An 18,781-nucleotide genomic window follows, 5' to 3' on the forward strand; every position below is an offset into this window, starting at 1 on the left:
TCTGTTTCCCCCCGCTTTCCTCCACCGCTGCGCGCGAAAATCAGAAAACTGTATCGCGATGTATCGCGTCTTTGCCGTACCATCCCGGCTACGGGGTGCCGGTGCGTCATGGCGTCCCGTTGCGGACAAATGCCCACAGAGCAGGCATAGACCGCCAACCGTATATTCGACCTGGAACTGACCCAAGCCATGGGAGTACCCCTATGCCAGGCGCCATTTACGCCGAAGGTCTGGTCAAGACCTTCGGCGACGTGAGGGCACTGGACGGCGTCGACCTCGACGTCCCCGAAGGAACCGTCCTCGGAATGCTCGGCCCCAACGGTGCCGGCAAGACCACCGCCGTACGGGTCCTGACGACCCTGCTCCAGCCCGACCGGGGCAAGGCGGTGGTCGCCGGGATCGATGTGCTGGCCCACCCCGACAAAGTGCGGCGCTCCATAGGTCTGTCGGGCCAATTCGCCGCCGTCGACGAGTACTTGACCGGCCGCGAGAACCTGATGATGGTCGGCCAGCTCTACCAGATGAGCGGCCGCGACGCCAAGCGGCGAGCCGCTGAACTGCTGGAACGCTTCCATCTCGGCGATGCCGCGGACCGCACCGCCAAGACCTACTCCGGCGGTATGCGCCGCCGGCTCGACCTCGCGGCCGCATTGGTCGTCAGCCCGCCCGTGATGTTCATGGACGAGCCGACCACCGGCCTGGACCCCCGTAACCGCCAGGGTCTGTGGGACGTCATCCAGGAACTGGTCGCCGGTGGCACGACCCTGCTGCTCACCACGCAGTATCTGGAGGAGGCCGACCGCCTCGCCCACGACATCTGCGTCGTCGACCACGGCAAGGTCATCGCCCGCGGCACCTCCGACCAGCTCAAGGCGCGTACCGGCGGTGAGCGCGTCGAGGTCGTCGTGCACGCCCCCGAGCACCTCACGGTCGCCGACGAGGTCCTGCGCGGCTTCGGCAAGGGCGAGGGCACCGTCGAACCGCACACCCGCAAGCTCACGATCCCGGTGACGGGCGGCGCCAAGCTGCTCGCCGAGGTCATCCGCGAACTGGACCTGCGCGGTGTGGAGATAGATGACATCGGGCTGCGCCGCCCGACCCTCGACGATGTGTTCATCTCGCTGACCGGCCACGCCGCCGAGACGGCGGACGGCAACGGCAACGGCGCGGACGCCGCGGATGCCGGCTCGGGCGAGGGGGGCTCCGTCGGACGGCAGAAGAAGCGCGGGAAGGCCGCAGCGGCGGCCGACGCCCCGGACGGGGACGTGACCACCGACAAGGAGGGCGTGAAGTGACCACGGTGACCGAGGCGGCCGACACCGCCCCCGTCCGGCCCCCGCGGCCGCGCGGCGGCTTCAGCCGGTCCGTACGCGACTCCCTGGTGGTCGCGAAGCGCAATCTGATACGGATGCTGCGCATTCCCGAAGTAGTGATCTTCGGGCTGATCCAGCCGATCATGTTCGTGGTGCTGTTCACCTACGTCTTCGGCGGTTCCATCAACATCCCCGGCGCCCCCGTGGGCGACGCCCAGGCGTATCGCGAGTTCCTGATGGCGGGGATCTTCGCGCAGACGGTCACCTTCGCCACGGCCGGTGCCGGCGCGGGTATCGCCGATGACATGCACAAGGGCCTCATCGACCGGTTCCGGTCGCTGCCGATGTCCCGGGGCGCGGTGCTCACCGGCCGGACCCTCGCCGACCTCGTACAGACCGCGCTGACACTGGTGGTGCTGGCGGTCGTCGCGCTGTTGATCGGCTGGCGCACCCACGAGAGCCTCGCCGAGGTGCTGGCCGGCTTCGCGCTGCTGCTTCTGCTCGGCTACGCCTTCTCGTGGATCGGCGCGCTCATCGGCCTCTCGGTGCGCACGCCCGAGGCGGCCACCTCCGGCGGGCTGATCTGGCTCTTCCCGCTGACCTTCATCTCGAATGCGTTCGTGCCGGTCAACGGCATGCCGGCGTTTCTCCAGCATGTCGCGGAGTGGAACCCGTTCAGTGCGACGGTGGCCGCCGCCCGGGAGCTGTTCGGCAACACCATCCCCCGGGTGCCGAAGTCGGTGACCGGGGCCTGGCCGATGGAGCATCCGGTGATCGCCTCGGTGATCTGGTCCCTGGTGATCATCGCGGTCTTCCGGACGCTGGCCGTCCGCAAATACCGGTCGGCCGCGGCCTGAGCGGGCGGGACGGCAGCGGGCGGGACGGCCCTCGGCGGGTGCTGCGGCGTACGGCGCAGGGAAGCCGGCCGGCTGCGGCACGGCGGACCCGCGCGGCGTACGGGACGGCGAAGCGGCCCGGAGCATCACGCTCCGGGCCGCTTCGATGTCTGCGGTGTCTCGGCCTCAGCCCGTGTACGGCTTGGCGTCGAGGATCTTCACGGTCGCCTTCTTGCCGTTGGGGAGCTCGTACTCCGCCTCGGCGCCGACCTTCTTGCCGTTCACGCCGGTGCCCAGCGGCGACTGGGGGGAGTAGGTCTCGATGTCCGAGCTCGCGTACTCCCGGGAGGCCAGAAGGAACGACAGCGTGTCGTCCAGGTCCCCGTCGAACGCGATGGTGACGACCATGCCGGGAGCGACGACGCCGGTCTCGGCCGGGGCCTCGCCGACCTTCGCGGTCTGGAGCAGCTGGGTGAGCTGGCGGACGCGCAGCTCCTGCTTGCCCTGCTCCTCCTTGGCCGCGTGGTACCCGGCGTTCTCCTTCAGGTCACCTTCCTCGCGGGCGGCCGCGATCTTTTCGGTGATCTCGGCGCGTGCGGGACCAGACAGGTGCTCCAGCTCGGCCTTGAGCTGGTCATACGCCTCCTGGGTAAGCCAGGTGACGTTCTCGCTGGTCTGGGTCACAGGTGCTCCTCGTCGGTACTGGGGATAAATCAAACGCCCTACCAGGAAGGTTTGCGCCTTCACAGGTGGGCGAAACCACGAGCCTAACAATTCCGGCACAAAACGGGGAAGAGGAAATTCACAGCGACCCCACAGCAGCGCATCACCCCTGGTCAGAGGCGGTCACGACACGCCCCGTGCCGGCCGTGGCCCCAGGTGGTACGGGTGGGGCGGGCGGTGCGGTTGACCCGGCTGGTCAGTGTGTGCCGGACGCCGTACAGCCGACGAGTACGGCGTTGGTCGCCCGCTTGGTCGTCCGCAGCGTGACCTCGGTGTCCACCTGCCCCGTGCGCTGGTCGACGGTGACGTCCTTACGGCCGACCTCGGAGCCGTCCTCGGCCTGCGAGCGGAGCGTGCACACGCCCTGGGCGTCGGTGTCCTTGACGACCTCGAGATGGACCTTGACGGCGTGGTCGGAGACCGCGTCCCAGGCGATCACGCGGCCGCTGAGGTCCTGGCCCGTGATGTAGGAGATGCCGGACCAGCCGATCACGCCCAGCAGCGCGGCACCGAGCACCGCGCCGATGATCTTGAGCTTGCGGTCCGCGCGCTGATCCGCGGAACGGCCGTAGCGTCCGTCGGGGAGCCCGTCGCGCACCGCGGTCATGATCAATCCTCCTGGATACGGGGACCTCACTCATGAACCCCCGGGGGGTCCCCGCCCCTGGGAATACAGCGCCCCCTCGCTTCGGTCACTATAGGAGGCATCTTCTCCGGCCCTTCATTGAGGATCGAGTCTTGACTGAGCAGCTGCGATTGATGGCGGTTCACGCCCACCCCGACGACGAGTCGAGCAAGGGTGCGGCCACCATGGCCAAGTACGTGTCCGAGGGGGTGGACGTGCTGGTCGCCACCTGCACAGGCGGTGAGCGAGGATCCATCCTCAACCCCAAACTCCAGGGCGATCCGTATATCGAGGAGAACATCCACGAGGTACGGAAGAAGGAGATGGACGAGGCCCGGGAGATCCTGGGCGTCAAGCAGGAGTGGCTGGGCTTTGTCGACTCGGGGCTGCCCGAGGGCGACCCGCTGCCGCCGCTGCCCGACGGCTGCTTCGCGTTGCAGGACGTCGAGGCGGCGGCCGAGCCCCTCGTCCGGTTGATCCGGAAGTTCAAGCCGCAGGTCATCACGACCTACGACGAGAACGGCGGCTATCCGCACCCGGACCACATCATGACCCACAAGATCACGATGGTGGCCTTCGAGGCGGCCGGCGACCCGGAGAAGTACCCGGAGGCCGGTGAGCCCTGGCAGCCCCAGAAGCTCTACTACAACCAGGGCTTCAACCGCCCCCGTACGGTCGCGCTGCACGAGGCGCTGCTGGCGCGCGGGATGGATTCGCCCTACGGCGAGTGGCTGGAGCGCTGGAAGCAGTTCGAGCAGCGTGAGCGCACGCTGACCACTTATGTCCCGTGCGATGAGTTCTTCGAGATCCGTGACAAGGCGCTGATCGCCCACGCCACCCAGATCGACCCCGACGGCGGGTGGTTCCGGGTGCCGATGGACATCCAGCGCGAGGTCTGGCCGACGGAGGAGTACGAGCTCGCGAAGTCGCTCGTGGACACTTCCCTCCCCGAGGACGACCTCTTCGCGGGCATCCGCAACAATTGACCCCATGATGAGCGCGACCAGCACCCTCGCCCTGACGCACTTCGTCACCCTTGCCGACAGCTTCGACAAGAACAAGGTGACCCCCGGCGTCCTCGGCTTCATCGTCTTCGCGGTCATCGGCGGCGCCGTGTGGCTGCTGATGAAGTCCATGAACAAGCACATGAAGAAGGTGGACTTCGACGAGCAGCCGGAGGGCGGCGAGGCAGGCACCACCGCCTCCGCCACCGCACCGGCCGCCGAGCCGAAGACCGGCTGAGCGCGGGGCCCGCCGGTCCGCCCACCGCGAGGACCGCTCGGCCCACGGGCCGGCCGCTCCGAGTGGACCGGCCGCTCCGTGGAGCCCCGGTGGTCCGCAGAGACCGGGTGGCGGTCGACGGCCGGCTGATGGACACGGCCGGCTGACCGGCCCGGCGGCTCGTCGGTCCGAGCGGCCGGCGAGCCGGGCCCGTGCGCCGTCGGGGCGTCAGCGCGCACGGCCACGGCGGCGCGCCCCGGCGTACCGGGCGGCGTTCCCTGCGTACCCGGCATCGCTCCCTGCGTACCGGGCACCGCCCCCGGCCCGCCGGCCGTCACTCCGCGCCGGCCGGGTCGATCAGCACGCCCATGACCTCGCGTGCGTGGCGGTTCGGCACCATGCCCAGCCGCCAGGCTTGCCAGCCCGACTCCGGCTCCACCCCGCGCTCCAGCAGCAGCGCGAACGCCTCTGCGCAGTCCTCCAGCTTGGCGTCGCGGGTCGGATGCTTCTCCCGGACCAGCTGCGCCAGCTCCTCCTGGGCGACGGCCGCGCCCACCACGGAACCGCCCGGCGAGGCGAGCGGCAGCAGCGTGCAGCGCAGGAACCGCGCCCAGTCCTCACCGCGCCGGTCGCCGTAGCCGGCGAAGAGCCGCGCCGCCTCGTCGGCCAGCTCCAGTGCCTGCGCCGCCCGGCCGTTGCCGGCGTCGATGATCAGCAACTCCAGGCAGGACCACGCCTCCCCGTGGGGCACCCCGATCCGCTGGAAGTCCTTACGGGCATCCTGAAGCAGCTGCCGGGCGAAGCCGCTGTTGCGCAGCGAGCCGGTCTGCTCGGCCCGCAGATCGCGGGTGACCCGGCCCGAGTGGTGCCGGGCGCAGGCGAGTCCGTAGCCGTCCTGCATCCGGCTGAACATCGTCCGGGACCGCTCCAGCTGGCGCAGCGCCGCATCCCGTTCGCCGCGCTCCTCCAGCGCCTGGCCCAGGTAGTACATCGTCCAAGCCTCACCGCGGGCGTCCTCGTGCTGGTGGTGCAGCGGCAGCGCCTGCCGCAGCTGGTCCACCGCGGGTCCCGGATCGCCGTCCACCAGCCGGGCGCGCGCCAGCTGCGTCATCGCCCATGCCTCGCCGCGCTCGTCGTGCGTCCGGCCGTAGAGCTCCATCGCCGCCTGAAGGGCATGCTCCGCGGCCGGCACATCGCCCCTGCGCAGATGCACCTGGCCGAGCTGGAAGTGCGCCCATGCCTGGCCGTGCACGCTCTCGCTCTCCTCGTGGAGCTCCAGCGCCTCGCGCAGCATGGCGACGGCGTCCGCGAGCCGGGCGCGGTCCCGCTCCACCGCGGCCAGGGCGTGCAGCGTCCATGCCCGGTCACCGTGCATATCCGCGCCGGACTGGAGCTCCAGCGCCTCCCGGAGCTTTGCCGAGGCGTCGGTGAGATGGCCCTGCTGCTGGAGCGTGATGCCCAGATCGCGCAGCGCACGGGCGGCACCCGCCGGATGCTGTGCCTCGAAATACAGGTCCACCACCGACGACAGGGTCGTCCGCGCCTTGTCCAGCTCGCCGAGCTGCCGGGCCGCCACACCCGTGCGCCACTGCACCGAGCGGACCAGCAGCCCCTGCCCGACGGCCCGGGTCAGCTCGCTCAGCTCGCCCAGCCGGTAGAGATCGCCGCGCAGCAGGCAGTAGTCGGCCAGCGCGCCCAGCAGATGCGAGACGGCCGCCTGGTCCACGCCCTGATCGGCATGGCGCAGCGCGGAGGTGATGAAGCTGGTCTCGTCGTCCAGCCACTGGAGGGCCGCGTCCAGGGAGGTGAAGCCGTGCGATCCGAAGCGGTCGGCACGGGTGGACGTCCGGCCGTCGACCAGCCGGATGACCGAGTCGGCCAGCTCCGCATAGGCACGGATCAGCCGCTCCTGGGCCGCGCCGCGCTCGCCCGGCTCCTCCTCGTCCACCAGCCGGTCGTGCGCGAAGCGGTGCACCAGGGCATGCAGGCGGTAGCGCTCGCCGCGGACATGCTCGATCAGCCCCGCGCGGGCCAGCGTCGTCAACTGCCGGGCCGCCTCGGCCTGTTCGACGCCCAGCAGCGCCGCCGAGGCCGCCGCCCCCAGACTCGCCCGGCCCACCAGCGCCAGCCGGCGCAGCAGCCGCCGGGCGGTCTCCGACTGGTCGGAGTAGCGCAGCCACAAGGCCCGCTCCACCGGTGACCGCTCCTCATGGGCCGCGAGATCCGTGGCCAGCGCGGCCGGGGTGCGCGTACCGAGCGAGGAGCCCGCCACCCGCAGCGCCAGCGGCAGCCCGGCGCACAGCCCGGAGATCTCGTCGACCGCCCGCGCGTCATACGGGCCCGCAGCGTCCGGGGCCTCGCCGCCACCCGCGGCGGTGGCCCGCAGCAGCTCCTCGGTGCCCGCGGCGTCCAGCGGCCCCACCGGCAGCTGATGCACCCACGCCTGGAGGTCCTCGGGCAGCTCCAGCGGCGTACGGGAGGTGACCAGCACCAGGCTGTCGGACCGCTCCGGCACCAGCGTGCGCACCTGCTCCGGATCCGCGGCGTCATCCAGCAGCACCGTCACCGGCAGGCCGGTCAGATGGTGGTGATACAGCTCGCTGAGCCGCTTGACCTGCTGTTCCTGGGACGGCCGTTCGCGGAACAGCAGCTGCTCGCGCGGCGCGCCCAGGCGGTTGAGCAGATGCAGCAGCGCGTCCCGGGTGGGCAGCGGCACCTCACCGGGGGTGTCACTGCGCAGATCCACCACACACGCGCCACGGAACTGATCGCGCAGCTGGTGGGTGGCCCGCACCGCCAGCGCCGTGCGGCCCGACCCCGGCTCGCCGTGCAGCACCACCACGGTCGGTTTGGTTTCCGTGCTCGCACGGGCCGCCTGCACCCACTGGGCGATCTGCGTCAGCTCCGCCCGCCGCCCCGCGAACGGGCCGTCCGGGCGCGGAAGTTGGGCGAAGGAATGCTCCAGCACGGACCGCTGTCGCGCCGCCGCGCTGCGGTCCCCGCCGCGCAACTGCGGCCCACGGGTGGGCGTCGAGGCGGCGGGCGGGGACGCCGCGCCGCCGCCGCGGGCCGCCGCCGTCAGCATCCGCTGCTGGTCCAGGAACGGCCGGATGCCCCGCACCTCCAGCGCCGTCAGCCACTGAAGCCGCAGCTGCTGGGCGCCGCCCGGCTGGCCGCGCTTCCCGGCCTCCTGGTGGGCCGCCGGCCAGTGTCCCGCCGTCAGCTTCAGGACCGTGGCCGCCGCCCCCGCGACCAGCACGACCGCCCCTACGCCCAGCGCCGCGCCCGCGCCCGTGCCGTACGCGAGGTCCGCGCCGCAGGCCGCCACCGCCGCCGCGGCCGTCGCCACCGCGGGGGTCCCCAGCTCCTTGCGGGAGAGCCGCCGGCCCAGCGAGGGCTGACCGGCGGCCGCCTCGTCCAGCGCCCGGACATACGCGGAGTACTCCTCGGTGGCGCTGCCCGCCAGCTCCTCCAGCGCCGAGCGCGCCCTGCTGAGCAGCGTGTCCCCGTCGAGCCGGCCGCCCGAGCGCCGTACCTCCTCCTCGACCGCCCTGGTCAACAGCGCTTCCGCTTCCGCCCGATGGCCGTCGCGCAGCACAGCCAGTGAGCCCGGCATGCCCATCCCCCTCCAGCAGTTCCAGCAGTCTCCAGCGGTGATCGTCGCCGCACGCACAGTGTTCCGCGTCCGCGCGGATTCCGGCAGGGCTGTGGACAACTCCCTCCGCTCCCGGCTCACCGGCCCCCTTGGGAGGAGGAAGGACCCATGCCGAACCGCCTGGCCCATGAGACTTCCCCGTATCCGCTCCAGCACGCCGACCACCCGGTCGACTCAACCCCGCAGTTCTTTAAGGGGCGTTGACCAGGAGTAGCGGGTGCACGCGCGCCAAGAGCAGAGGGACGCGGAGATCGCCGGGCCCGGGTCACCGAGCAGCTCCATACGCCAGGACCCCGTGGGGCACCGCCCCACGGGGTCCTGCTTGCGCCGGCATCTGCGGCGTGGATTCCGGCTGCCGGGCTGTGCCGTGCCGCGCCGTCGCGGAGGATTACACCCAGTACTGGGCGGAATCGTTCTTATTGCAAGGGACGGTCCGTACCTTTTGAATGGTCAGGGCGGCGAGGCATTCCCCGGAGTAAACGTTCTTGAGCATCCAGCCCTTCGCGTACTTCAATTCACGCCACTGCTGGCGGGTGTTCCCGGAATTGCCGCTGCATCGCTTGATGGCGGAGCTGTAGTCGCTACCGTAATCCAGGCACCGGCTACCGCTCGTGAAGGCAGCCTCTTCCCATATTCCGGGCGAGATTTCGATGTCATTCCATTTGTAGGCGGATGTGCACTTCGCGGTCGTGGTGGTACCGTCCGAGTTCCAGCTCAGACACTGCCCCAGTTCCTTGCTCTTCCAGTTGACGGCCCCGTCGCCGGCGGACGCCGCACCAGGGCTGACGAGGCCAATTGCGGAAGCGAATGCGGCGACGACGGCGAAACGTGCGATATTCAATATCTTCATCGCTGGCCTTTCCCGTGGGGGTGAATTCTTGGGTCAACTGCAAGCGATGAAGACGCTAGCACGGGCTGCCGTCGAAGTCTTGGTAATAAATTCCTCTGCGGAGGGAGGGGGTAGGAAGGAAGGCGGAATTTCCTCTGGAATCTTCCGTGTGTCGCATGGTAGGTGAGGTCCCGTTCCGGGCGCAGGGAAGGGCGGACAAGGAAATTCCCTGAACCGTCCCGCCCCCCCCGCAAGGACAGCGCTCCGCCGCCGTTGCCCTTGCCCGCGAGAGGGTCGCCGGACTCCCCGGCGAAATTGCGCCAGTGCTCGTCCTCGCGGGGTGCGGCATTCCACGAGCCGGCGGTGATCGTCGCCATACGCACAGTGTTCCGCGTCCGCGCGGATTCCGGCAGGGCTGTGGACAACTCCCTCCGCTCCCGGCTCACCGGCCTCCCTTGGGAGAGGATGGCCCCATGCCGAACCGCCTGGCCCATGAGACGTCCCCGTATCTGCTCCAGCACGCCGACAACCCCGTCGACTGGTGGCCCTGGTCCGCCGCCGCGTTCGAGGAGGCCCGGCGGCGCGGTGTGCCGGTGCTGCTCAGCGTGGGCTACAGCTCGTGCCACTGGTGCCATGTGATGGCGCACGAGAGCTTCGAGGACCCGGCCACCGCCGAGCTGCTCAACGAGCACTTCGTAGCCGTCAAGGTCGACCGCGAGGAGCGCCCGGACGTCGACGCCGTCTACATGGAGGCCGTGCAGGCCGCCACCGGGCAGGGCGGCTGGCCCATGACCGTCTTCCTGACGCCCGATGCCGAGCCGTTCTACTTCGGTACGTACTTCCCGCCCGAGCCCCGCCACGGCATGCCGTCCTTCGGACAGATCCTCGACGGGGTGCGCAATGCCTGGGCGGACCGCCGCGACGAGGTCGGGGAGGTCGCCGGCCGGATCGTCGCCGACCTGGCCGGACGTTCCCTGACCGGGGCGCTGCCCGCGGACCGGCGGCCGCCGCGTCCGGAGGAGCTGCACGGCGCCCTGATGGGGCTGACCCGTGAATTCGACGCGGTGCACGGCGGATTCGGCGGCGCGCCCAAGTTCCCGCCGTCCATGGTGCTGGAATTCCTGCTCCGCCACCACGCGCGCACCGGGTCCGCCGGGGCCCTGGAAATGGTGCAGGCGACCGGCGCGGCGATGGCCCGCGGCGGCATCTACGACCAGCTCGGCGGCGGTTTCGCGCGCTATGCGGTGGACGCCACCTGGACCGTGCCGCACTTCGAGAAGATGCTCTACGACAACGCCCTGCTGTGCCGGACCTACGCCCATCTGTGGCGGTCCACCGGCTCGGACCTGGCCCGCCGGATCGCCGTCGAGACCGCCGACTTCATGGTCCGCGAGCTCCGTACCGAGCAGGGCGGCTTCGCCTCCGCACTGGACGCGGACAGCGATGACGGCACCGGAAAGCACGTCGAGGGCGCCTACTACGTCTGGACGCCCGAGCAGCTGCGCGCCGTACTGGGCGACGAGGACGCGGAGTTCGCCGCCACGTACTACGGCGTCACCGAGGAGGGCACCTTCGAGGAGGGCGCCTCGGTCCTCCAACTCCCGGACACCGAGGTCCTGGTGGACGCCGAACGGGTCGCCTCCGTCAAACGGCGGCTGCTCGCGGCGCGGGAGGAACGGCCGCGCCCGGGGCGGGACGACAAGGTCGTCGCCTCCTGGAACGGGCTGGCCATCGCCGCGCTCGCCGAAACCGGTGCCTACTTCGACCGGCCGGACCTCATCCAGGCCGCCACCGACGCCGCCGACCTGCTGGTCCGCGTGCACATGGACTGGCACGCCCGGCTGCACCGCACCTCCCGTGACGGCACCCCCGGTGCCAACTCCGGTGTGCTGGAGGACTACGCCGATGTCGCGGAGGGCTTCCTCACCCTGGCCTCGGTCACCGGGGAAGGCGTCTGGGTGGAGTTCGCCGGCTTCTTCCTGGACACCGTGCTGCTCCAGTTCACCGCCGAGGACGGCGCGCTCTACGACACCGCGGCCGACGCCGAGGCACTGATCCGCCGCCCCCAGGACCCGACCGACAACGCGACGCCGTCCGGGTGGACCGCGGCGGCCGGAGCCCTGCTCTCGTATGCGGCACTCACCGGCAGCGGCCTCCACCGGGACGCCGCGGAGCGGGCCCTGGGCATCGTCACCGCGCTCGCCGGGCGGGCCCCGCGCTTCATCGGATGGGGCCTGGCCGTCGCCGAGGCCGCACTGGACGGGCCGCGCGAGGTCGCGGTCGTCGGCCCGCAGGGCGAGCCGGCCACCGTCGCGCTGCACCGGGCCGCGCTGCTCGGCACGGCCCCGGGGGCGGTCGTCGCGCTGGGCGTCCCCGGGGCCGACGAGGTACCGCTCCTCCAGGACCGCCCCCTGGTGGACGGCCGGCCGGCCGCCTACGTCTGCCGTCACTTCACCTGTGAGCAGCCGACCACCGACCCGGAGGAGCTGACCGAGCGGCTCCAGGGGTGAGCACCCGCCGGTGAACCGGCCCGGCCCGGCGCACGGTTCACGGCGCTTCCGTGGCGGCGGCCCCCTGGGAGGTATGGCACAGCAGCCCTCCCAGGGGGCCGCCTCTGGGTCCAGGGGGGTGCCGCCGGGTCCAAGGGCCAGTGACGGAGTTGCCCTTGACGTGCGCGTCAAGTTCTAGCCTCGCCGCATGACACACCGCACACACCGCGAAGTCCGCCTGACCGCCCGCCCCCAGGGGCCGGTCACCGATGACCTCTTCGAGGTCGTGGAGGTGCCGGTCCCGGAACCCGGACCCGGCCAGGTGCTGGTACGCAACACCGTGATGGGCGTCGCCGCCGTGATGCGCACGCTGATGGACGAGACCAGCGCCGTGCCGATGCCCCCCTTCGGGATCGGCGAGCCGCTGAACGGACCCGCCCTCGGCGAGGTGGTCGCCGCCCCGGGAACCGGCCTCGCGCCCGGCGACCTGGTGGAACACCATCTCGGCTGGCGCGAATACGCCCTGCTGGACGCCGACCGGGTACACCGGTGCGACCCCGGCCTGATGCCCGACCCGGCCGCCTACCTCTCCCAGGGGCCCACCGCCTGGATGGGCATGGTGCGCGGTGCCGAAGTGCGCGCCGGGGACACCGTCTTCGTCACCGGGGCGGCGGGCGGCGTGGGCTCCCTGGCCGGCCAGATCGCCCGGCTGCGCGGCGCCGCCCGGGTCATCGGCAGCACCGGATCGCAGGAGAAGGCGGACCGGCTGATCAAGGAATTCGGCTATGACGCGGTGGTGCTCCGCGGCGCCGGCCCCATCGAGGAGCAACTGCGGGCGGCGGCCCCGGAGGGCATCGACGCGCTCTTCGACAACGTGGGCGGGGAGCAGTTGCGGGCCGCCATCGCCGTCGCCAACCGGGGTGCCCGGCTCGCCCTCGTAGGCGCGCTGTCCAGCCAGCTGTCCGAAGACAGTGCGGCCCACACCGTCGAGATCGACACCCTCGCGCTGCTCGCCCGCAGCGTCACCCTGCGCGGTGTCGCCCTGTACGACCACCTGGACGTGATCCCGGAGTGGAACCGGCGGTTCGGCGAGGGGCTGCGCGACGGCACCCTCACCTTCCCGCACTCCCGGCTGCACGGCATCGAGCAGGCGCCGCGGGCCCTGCGCGAGCTGACCGAGGGGCGCCATCTGGGCGCCGTCCTCGTGGAGTTGTGAGGCGCGGTCCCGGGACGTCGTGGGCGGAGCCCGGTCAACCCGCCACTGTCAGAGGCCGGTTGTAGCCTCGCAGAGTGACGGCCTTGCTCGGGAAGCGATCCCTCGTCCAGGAAGCCGCGGCGCTGCGGGCCGGCGCCGACGACCCCGTCGATGCGGTCCACCGCACCTGCGACCGCATCGACGCCGCTGATCCGGAGGTGCGGGCCTTCGTGCCGGAGGAGGCGCGGCGTGCGCGGCTCCTGGAGGCGGCGCGGCGGGCGGCCGCCGGTGTGCGGGACCCCGCCGGCCGGCCCCCGCTCCATGGCGTCCCCGTGGGCGTCAAGGACATCGTGCGGGTCGACGGGCTGCCCACCCGCGCGGGCTCGGCGCTGCCGCCCGAGGCGCTCGGCGGCCCGCAGGCCACCGTCGTCGGCAGGCTGTGCGCCGCCGGTGCGCTGATCGCCGGCAAGACCGTGACCGCGGAGTTCGCGGTCACGGCCCCGGGCCCGACCCGCAATCCGCACAACCCCGCGCATACGCCCGGCGGTTCGAGCAGCGGCTCGGCGGCCGCGGTCGCCGCCGGGATGGTGCCGCTGGCCATCGGGACACAGACCGTCGGCTCGATGATCCGGCCCGCCGCGTACTGCGGAGTGGTCGGCTTCAAGCCGGGCTACGGGCGGATACCGGTCGACGGGGTGATCCCCAACGCCGCGAGCTTCGACACCCTCGGCTGCTACGCCACGGACGTGGCGGGTGTCGCCCTGGCGGCGTCGGTGCTGGTCGACGGGTGGCGACCGGAGGCCGTGGCGGGGCCCGGGCCGCGCCCGGTGCTGGGCGTGCCCACCGGTCCCTACCTGGAGCGCGCGGACGACACGGCGCTGCGCGCCTTCGAGGAGCAGCAGGAACTGCTGCGGTCCGCCGGGTACACCGTCCACGAGGTGCCGGTGATGGACGACTTCGAGCAGATCGTCGAGCAGCTGTACACGATGAACCGCTACGAAGTCGCCCGTGCGCACCAGGACTGGTTCGCCCGCTTCGGCGACCGCTACCGGCAGCAGACCACAGCGGCCATCCAGGAGGGCCGGACGATCGGGGACGCGGCCTACGAGGCGGCCCGGGAACGGCGGCGCGCCTTCCGCGCCCGGCTCGCGGCGGACCGGGCCGCGGCGGGTGTCGACCTGTGGATCGCCCCTTCGGCCACCGGCCCCGCGCCCCACGGCCTCACCACCACCGGCACCTCGATCATGTGCCTGCCGTGGAGCAACGCCGGGCTGCCGTCCCTCAGCCTGCCCGCCGGGCGCGCCGCCAACGGGCTGCCGCTCGGACTCCAACTCATCGGCGGATCCGGCACGGACGAAGAACTGCTCCATGGGGCGGCAGGAATCGAGCACGTACTGAACGGGGAGCCGCGGTAGGAGGACGTACTGAACGGGGAGACGCGGAAGACGGCCGTGCTCCACGGGGGGGCGCGGAACGACGACGGGACGCAACGACGACGACGGCGGCGGCCACAACGACGGGGCCCCGCGCGACAACGGCCGGCCGCGCCCCGTGCGGTTGGGCTGAACACAGCGGCGAAGGAGGGGGAGATGCGCATCGGGGACGCCGCGGCGGCCGCCGGTATGACACCGCGGGCGCTGCGCTACTACGAGCAGCGGGGACTGGTGACGGCCCGGAGGACACCGTCCGGCCACCGGGTGTACGACGACGAGGACATCCGCCGGCTGCGGGCGGTGCGCGAACTGCGGGACGCGGGGCTGACGGTCGGTGATGTGCGGGCCTTCGCCCATCTGCTGCGCACGATGCCGGCCGACGGGATGCCGGATCTCCTTCCGCAAGCGCCCCGCTCGGGCGGCAGTCCGGCCGCGGAGGCGGTGGCCCGGCGCCGGCTCGCGGACCTGGACGCCCGTATCGCGCGGCTGTCGCACCTACGGGCACGGCTCGCGGCCCGCCTGGGCGAACCGGAGGCCGAGGTGACGGAGCCGGGCGAGCCGGCCGAGCCGACCGAGCCGGGCGCCGCGGGACGTGCCGGGGCGGACAGCGGCCGGCTCTTCCGGCTGGAGACCGCGCCGGCCCCGGCCCGCCCCGCCCTCAGAGCGTGAGGCCCCGTGCCAGCACATCCATCGTGCGGTGGATCAGCGCCTCCAGTTCGGCGCGCTCACCGCCCGCGATCCAGCTCAGCATCGCCTCCTGGAGCGCGGCCAGGAGCGCGGCGCTGATCACCCGCAGCTCCAGATCGTCGGCCGGGCGGCCGGTGCGCTCCGCCAGCACCGCGCTGATCAACGCGGTGTCGCGGGCGGTGTTCTCCGCCGTACGGCCCCGGATGGCGGGTACGTCACGGATCAGCCGGGTGCGCTGGACGAGTTCGCCGCGGTCCGTGGCGGTGAGCTCGCGCAGCGCCTCGACCGTGACCCGCCGCATCGACTCGACCATCGGCTCGTCCGTGGGGCGGGCCCGCAGCCCGGCCTCCAACACGGTGTCGTACTCGTCCGTGAGCACGATGTCTTCCTTGGTCGGGAAGTAGCGGAAGACCGTGCTCGGCGAGACATCGGCGGCCTCGGCGATCTGGTCGATGGGGGTCGCGTCGTACCCCTGCTCCTCGAAGAGCCGGTAGGCGGCCCGCCGGATCGCGTCCCGGGTCTGGATCTTCTTCCGCTCCCGCAGCCCGATCTTCGGTGTTCCGGGCGGCGCGGTGGCAGGGGTACGTGCGGAGACCATGCGCAGCATTGTCAGGCATCGGGCGCCCGGGAGGCCACGGCCGGGGCCGTACGGGGACGGCGCCCCGGATCGCGGCTCCGGCGGCCAGAGCGCTCCCTGCTCTCCGGACTCGCAGCCCTCGCTGTCAGTGGGGTGTGTCACGCTGGGGCGTGGGAATGATTACCGTGCGTGATGTACGGGGGGTGGGGGCGTGTGCGGTGAGGGTCTCGAAACGGCACATGGCCGCGGCCGGGAAGGCCGCGGCCATGGGGGCGCGGGGATATCGGGCGGCCGGCCGCGCGGGCCGGGGTCCTCAGGCGTGCGTATAAGCCACCAGCGAGATGCCGACGTAGTGGACGACGAAGGCCGCCAGGGTGAAGGAGTGGAAGACCTCGTGGAAGCCGAACCACCGAGGTGAGGGGTTGGGGCGCTTGAGGCCGTAGATCACGCCACCGGCGCTGTAGAGCAGCCCGCCGACGATGACGAGGACGAGGACGGCGACGCCGCCGGTGCGCAGGAAATCGGGCAGGAAGAAGACGGCGGCCCAGCCCATGGCGATGTAGCAGGGGGTGTAGAGCCAGCGTGGGGCGCCGACCCAGAAGACCCGGAAGAGGATTCCGGCCAGGGCGGCCGCCCAGACGGCCCAGAGGAGCGCCTGTCCGCGGGAGCCGGGCATCAGCAGCATGGTCAGCGGCGTATAGGTGCCCGCGATGATCAGAAAGATATTGGCGTGATCGAGCCGACGCAGCACGCCATCGGTCCGCGGGCCCCAATTGCCGCGGTGGTAAAGGGCGCTGACCCCGAAGAGCAGGCATGCGGTCAGCGTGTAAATGGCGCAGGCCAGACGGCCGCGGGGGCTGTCGGCGAGGGCGGTGAGCAGGACGCCGGAGAGGAGGGCGGCGGGGAACATCCCGGCGTGCAGCCAGCCGCGGAGTCTGGGCTTGAGGGGCGCGGCCACGGCGGCGACCGCCGCAATTGCGGGCGGCGCGGAGGGGGACTGGCTCTCGGCGGCGTCGGGCGCGGAAGTCATGGCGCAATGCTACCTACGCGACCGTAAGTTACGGATTGGTGCCGAAGTGGTGACGGTCACGAAAGCGCCCTCTGGACAGAACCCCATAACGGTCGGATGATCAAATGAGTGCCGTCGGCACCGGATGAGCGGTCACGAAGCATCCGGGTCGCAGCCCCCAAGGGGCAGACATCAAAAAGAAGCGGATTTTCCCGGCCAAATCGGGCATAAATCTGTCCACACCCTCATCTAGGAGCGATCGTGGCGCGCGACAACGCGGCTCCCCCCGTCCTCACCCGTCATCAAGGACTCATCTCCTGGGTCGACGAGATCGCAGCGATCACCCAGCCCGACCGGGTCGTCTGGTGTGACGGCTCGGAGGCGGAGTACGAGCGTCTGTGCGAGGAGCTCGTCGACAAGGGCACGTTCAAGAAGCTCGACCCGATCAAGCGCCCCAACTCGTACTACGCCGCCTCCGACCCCTCGGACGTGGCGCGGGTCGAGGACCGCACCTTCATCTGCTCCGAGAAGGAGGAGGACGCCGGCCCGACGAACCACTGGAAGAACCCCGCCGAAATGCGCGAGATCTTCGCCGGCGAGCAGGGCATCTTCCGCGGTTCGATGCGCGGCCGGACGATGTACGTCGTCCCGTTCTGCATGGGCCCGCTCGGCTCCCCGCTCTCCGCGATCGGTGTGGAGATCACCGACTCCGCCTATGTCGCGGTCTCGATGCGCACCATGACGCGCATGGGCCAGCCGGTGCTCGACGAGCTCGGCGAGGACGGCTTCTTCGTCAAGGCGGTGCACTCGCTCGGTGCGCCCCTGGCCGAGGGCGAGGCCGATGTGCCGTGGCCGTGCAACTCCACCAAGTACATCTCGCACTTCCCCGAGGACCGGGAGATCTGGTCCTACGGCTCCGGCTACGGCGGCAACGCCCTGCTCGGCAAGAAGTGCTACGCGCTGCGCATCGCCTCCGTCATGGCGCGCGACGAGGGCTGGCTCGCCGAGCACATGCTGATCCTCAAACTCACCCCGCCGCAGGGCGAGTCCAAGTACGTCGCTGCCGCCTTCCCGAGCGCCTGCGGCAAGACCAACCTCGCGATGCTGGAGCCGACGATCTCCGGCTGGACCGTCGAGACCATCGGCGACGACATCGCCTGGATGCGCTTCGGCGAGGACGGCCGCCTCTACGCCATCAACCCCGAGGCCGGTTTCTTCGGTGTCGCGCCCGGCACCGGCGAGCACACCAACGCCAATGCCATGAAGACGATGTGGGGCAACTCCGTCTTCACCAATGTCGCGCTCACCGACGACGGCGATGTCTGGTGGGAGGGCATGACCGAGGAGAAGCCGGCGCACCTCACGGACTGGAAGGGCAACGACTGGACCCCGGAGTCCGAGACCCCGGCCGCCCACCCCAACGCCCGCTTCACCGTCCCGGCCGGCCAGTGCCCGATCATCGCGCCCGAGTGGGAGGACCCCAAGGGCGTGCCGATCTCGGCGATCCTCTTCGGTGGCCGCCGCGCCAGCGCCGTGCCGCTGGTGACCGAGTCGCTGACCTGGCAGCACGGCGTCTTCCTCGGCGCCAACGTCGCCAGCGAGAAGACCGCCGCGGCCGAGGGCAAGGTCGGCGAGCTGCGCCGCGACCCGTTCGCCATGCTGCCGTTCTGCGGCTACAACATGGGCGACTACATGGGCCACTGGGTCAAGGTCGGTGCTGACAAGGACCCGGCCAAGCTGCCGAAGATCTACTACGTCAACTGGTTCCGCAAGGACGACAAGGGCCGCTTCGTGTGGCCGGGCTTCGGCGAGAACGGCCGGGTGCTCAAGTGGATCGTCGAGCGGCTGGACGGCAAGGCCGAGGGCGTCGAGACCCCCATCGGTGTGCTGCCCACGAAGGCGTCGCTGGACACCACGGGCCTCGACCTCGACGACGCCGACCTCGACTTCCTGCTCACCGTCGACAAGGACGTGTGGCGCGAGGAGGCGGCGCTGATCCCCGAGCACCTCAACACCTTCGGTGACCACACGCCGAAGGAGCTGTGGGACGAGTACCGCGCGCTGGTCCAGCGGCTCGGCTGATCACCCGTAGCGCATACCGGCCGGGGGGCCCCCCCCGGCCAGACGCGCCCCCCCCGCGCTGGGTTGGGGTGGTGATGAGGCGAGCGTACGCGGTTGAGGGGCGGTGT

At 71.4% G+C, this 18,781-nt stretch carries 15 protein-coding genes; 9 read left to right on the top strand and 6 right to left on the bottom strand.

Going from position 1 to position 18,781, the window contains the following annotated elements; genetic code table 11:
- The first annotated feature begins 203 nt into the window (after positions 1-203).
- Positions 204-1,295, top strand: a complete 1,092-nt coding sequence (locus tag ACFWJW_RS01495) for an ATP-binding cassette domain-containing protein (RefSeq protein ID WP_387233202.1) — start codon at positions 204-206, stop codon at positions 1,293-1,295.
- Entirely contained in the window at positions 1,292-2,170 is an 879-nt protein-coding gene (locus ACFWJW_RS01500; protein ID WP_387233204.1) for an ABC transporter permease, read from the top strand. Before ACFWJW_RS01495 ends, ACFWJW_RS01500 begins: the two co-directional genes overlap by 4 nt.
- Positions 2,171-2,335: 165 nt before the next feature.
- Here the strand turns inward: ACFWJW_RS01500 and greA are convergent, their stop codons facing one another.
- Entirely contained in the window at positions 2,336-2,833 is a 498-nt protein-coding gene (gene greA / locus ACFWJW_RS01505; protein WP_387233207.1) for a transcription elongation factor GreA, read from the bottom strand.
- Between the two features lie 235 nt (positions 2,834-3,068).
- On the bottom strand, positions 3,069-3,479 hold the full coding sequence (locus ACFWJW_RS01510) for a DUF4307 domain-containing protein (RefSeq protein ID WP_387233210.1): 411 nt from the start codon (positions 3,477-3,479) through the stop codon (positions 3,069-3,071).
- A gap of 131 nt (positions 3,480-3,610) precedes the next feature.
- Here ACFWJW_RS01510 and mca point away from each other — a divergent pair, with 131 nt between their 5' ends.
- Entirely contained in the window at positions 3,611-4,483 is an 873-nt protein-coding gene (gene mca, locus ACFWJW_RS01515; RefSeq protein ID WP_387233212.1) for a mycothiol conjugate amidase Mca, read from the top strand.
- A gap of 4 nt (positions 4,484-4,487) precedes the next feature.
- Positions 4,488-4,739: a hypothetical protein gene (locus tag ACFWJW_RS01520; protein ID WP_387233215.1), complete on the top strand. Its 252-nt coding sequence runs from the start codon at positions 4,488-4,490 to the stop codon at positions 4,737-4,739.
- 313 nt (positions 4,740-5,052) lie between these two features.
- Here ACFWJW_RS01520 and ACFWJW_RS01525 read toward each other — a convergent pair whose 3' ends face one another.
- Together ACFWJW_RS01525 and ACFWJW_RS01530 are read right to left on the bottom strand one after the other, a co-directional pair.
- The gene (locus ACFWJW_RS01525) at positions 5,053-8,334 is read right to left on the bottom strand and encodes a tetratricopeptide repeat protein (RefSeq protein WP_387233218.1); all 3,282 of its coding nucleotides are present in this window, start codon (positions 8,332-8,334) and stop codon (positions 5,053-5,055) included.
- A 427-nt stretch (positions 8,335-8,761) separates the two neighbouring features.
- Complete coding sequence (locus tag ACFWJW_RS01530; protein WP_387233221.1) at positions 8,762-9,223, bottom strand: hypothetical protein; 462 nt, start codon at positions 9,221-9,223, stop codon at positions 8,762-8,764.
- Between the two features lie 452 nt (positions 9,224-9,675).
- On the opposite strand from ACFWJW_RS01530, the gene ACFWJW_RS01535 reads away from it, so the two are divergent.
- The 4 genes from ACFWJW_RS01535 to ACFWJW_RS01550 all read left to right on the top strand — a co-directional run bounded on the left by ACFWJW_RS01535 (position 9,676) and on the right by ACFWJW_RS01550 (position 14,988).
- Entirely contained in the window at positions 9,676-11,712 is a 2,037-nt protein-coding gene (locus ACFWJW_RS01535; RefSeq protein ID WP_387233223.1) for a thioredoxin domain-containing protein, read from the top strand.
- A gap of 187 nt (positions 11,713-11,899) precedes the next feature.
- The gene (locus ACFWJW_RS01540) at positions 11,900-12,907 is read left to right on the top strand and encodes an MDR family NADP-dependent oxidoreductase (RefSeq protein WP_387233226.1); all 1,008 of its coding nucleotides are present in this window, start codon (positions 11,900-11,902) and stop codon (positions 12,905-12,907) included.
- A 74-nt stretch (positions 12,908-12,981) separates the two neighbouring features.
- Positions 12,982-14,301, top strand: a complete 1,320-nt coding sequence (locus ACFWJW_RS01545) for an amidase (RefSeq protein WP_387233229.1) — start codon at positions 12,982-12,984, stop codon at positions 14,299-14,301.
- A 174-nt stretch (positions 14,302-14,475) separates the two neighbouring features.
- The gene (locus ACFWJW_RS01550) at positions 14,476-14,988 is read left to right on the top strand and encodes a MerR family transcriptional regulator (RefSeq protein ID WP_387233232.1); all 513 of its coding nucleotides are present in this window, start codon (positions 14,476-14,478) and stop codon (positions 14,986-14,988) included.
- Here the strand turns inward: ACFWJW_RS01550 and ACFWJW_RS01555 are convergent.
- Entirely contained in the window at positions 14,978-15,604 is a 627-nt protein-coding gene (locus ACFWJW_RS01555) for a TetR/AcrR family transcriptional regulator (RefSeq protein ID WP_387233235.1), read from the bottom strand. The two genes, ACFWJW_RS01550 and ACFWJW_RS01555, sit on opposite strands and share 11 nt — an antisense overlap.
- A gap of 292 nt (positions 15,605-15,896) precedes the next feature.
- Positions 15,897-16,613: a hemolysin III family protein gene (locus ACFWJW_RS01560; protein WP_387233237.1), complete on the bottom strand. Its 717-nt coding sequence runs from the start codon at positions 16,611-16,613 to the stop codon at positions 15,897-15,899.
- Between the two features lie 240 nt (positions 16,614-16,853).
- Here ACFWJW_RS01560 and ACFWJW_RS01565 point away from each other — a divergent pair, with 240 nt between their 5' ends.
- Positions 16,854-18,674, top strand: coding sequence for a phosphoenolpyruvate carboxykinase (GTP) (locus tag ACFWJW_RS01565; RefSeq protein ID WP_387233240.1), 1,821 nt, complete (start codon positions 16,854-16,856; stop codon positions 18,672-18,674).
- Positions 18,675-18,781: the final 107 nt, after the last annotated feature.

The sequence above is a fragment of the Streptomyces sp. NPDC127097 genome (assembly GCF_042724075.1).
In the GTDB taxonomy this organism is placed as follows: domain Bacteria; phylum Actinomycetota; class Actinomycetes; order Streptomycetales; family Streptomycetaceae; genus Streptomyces.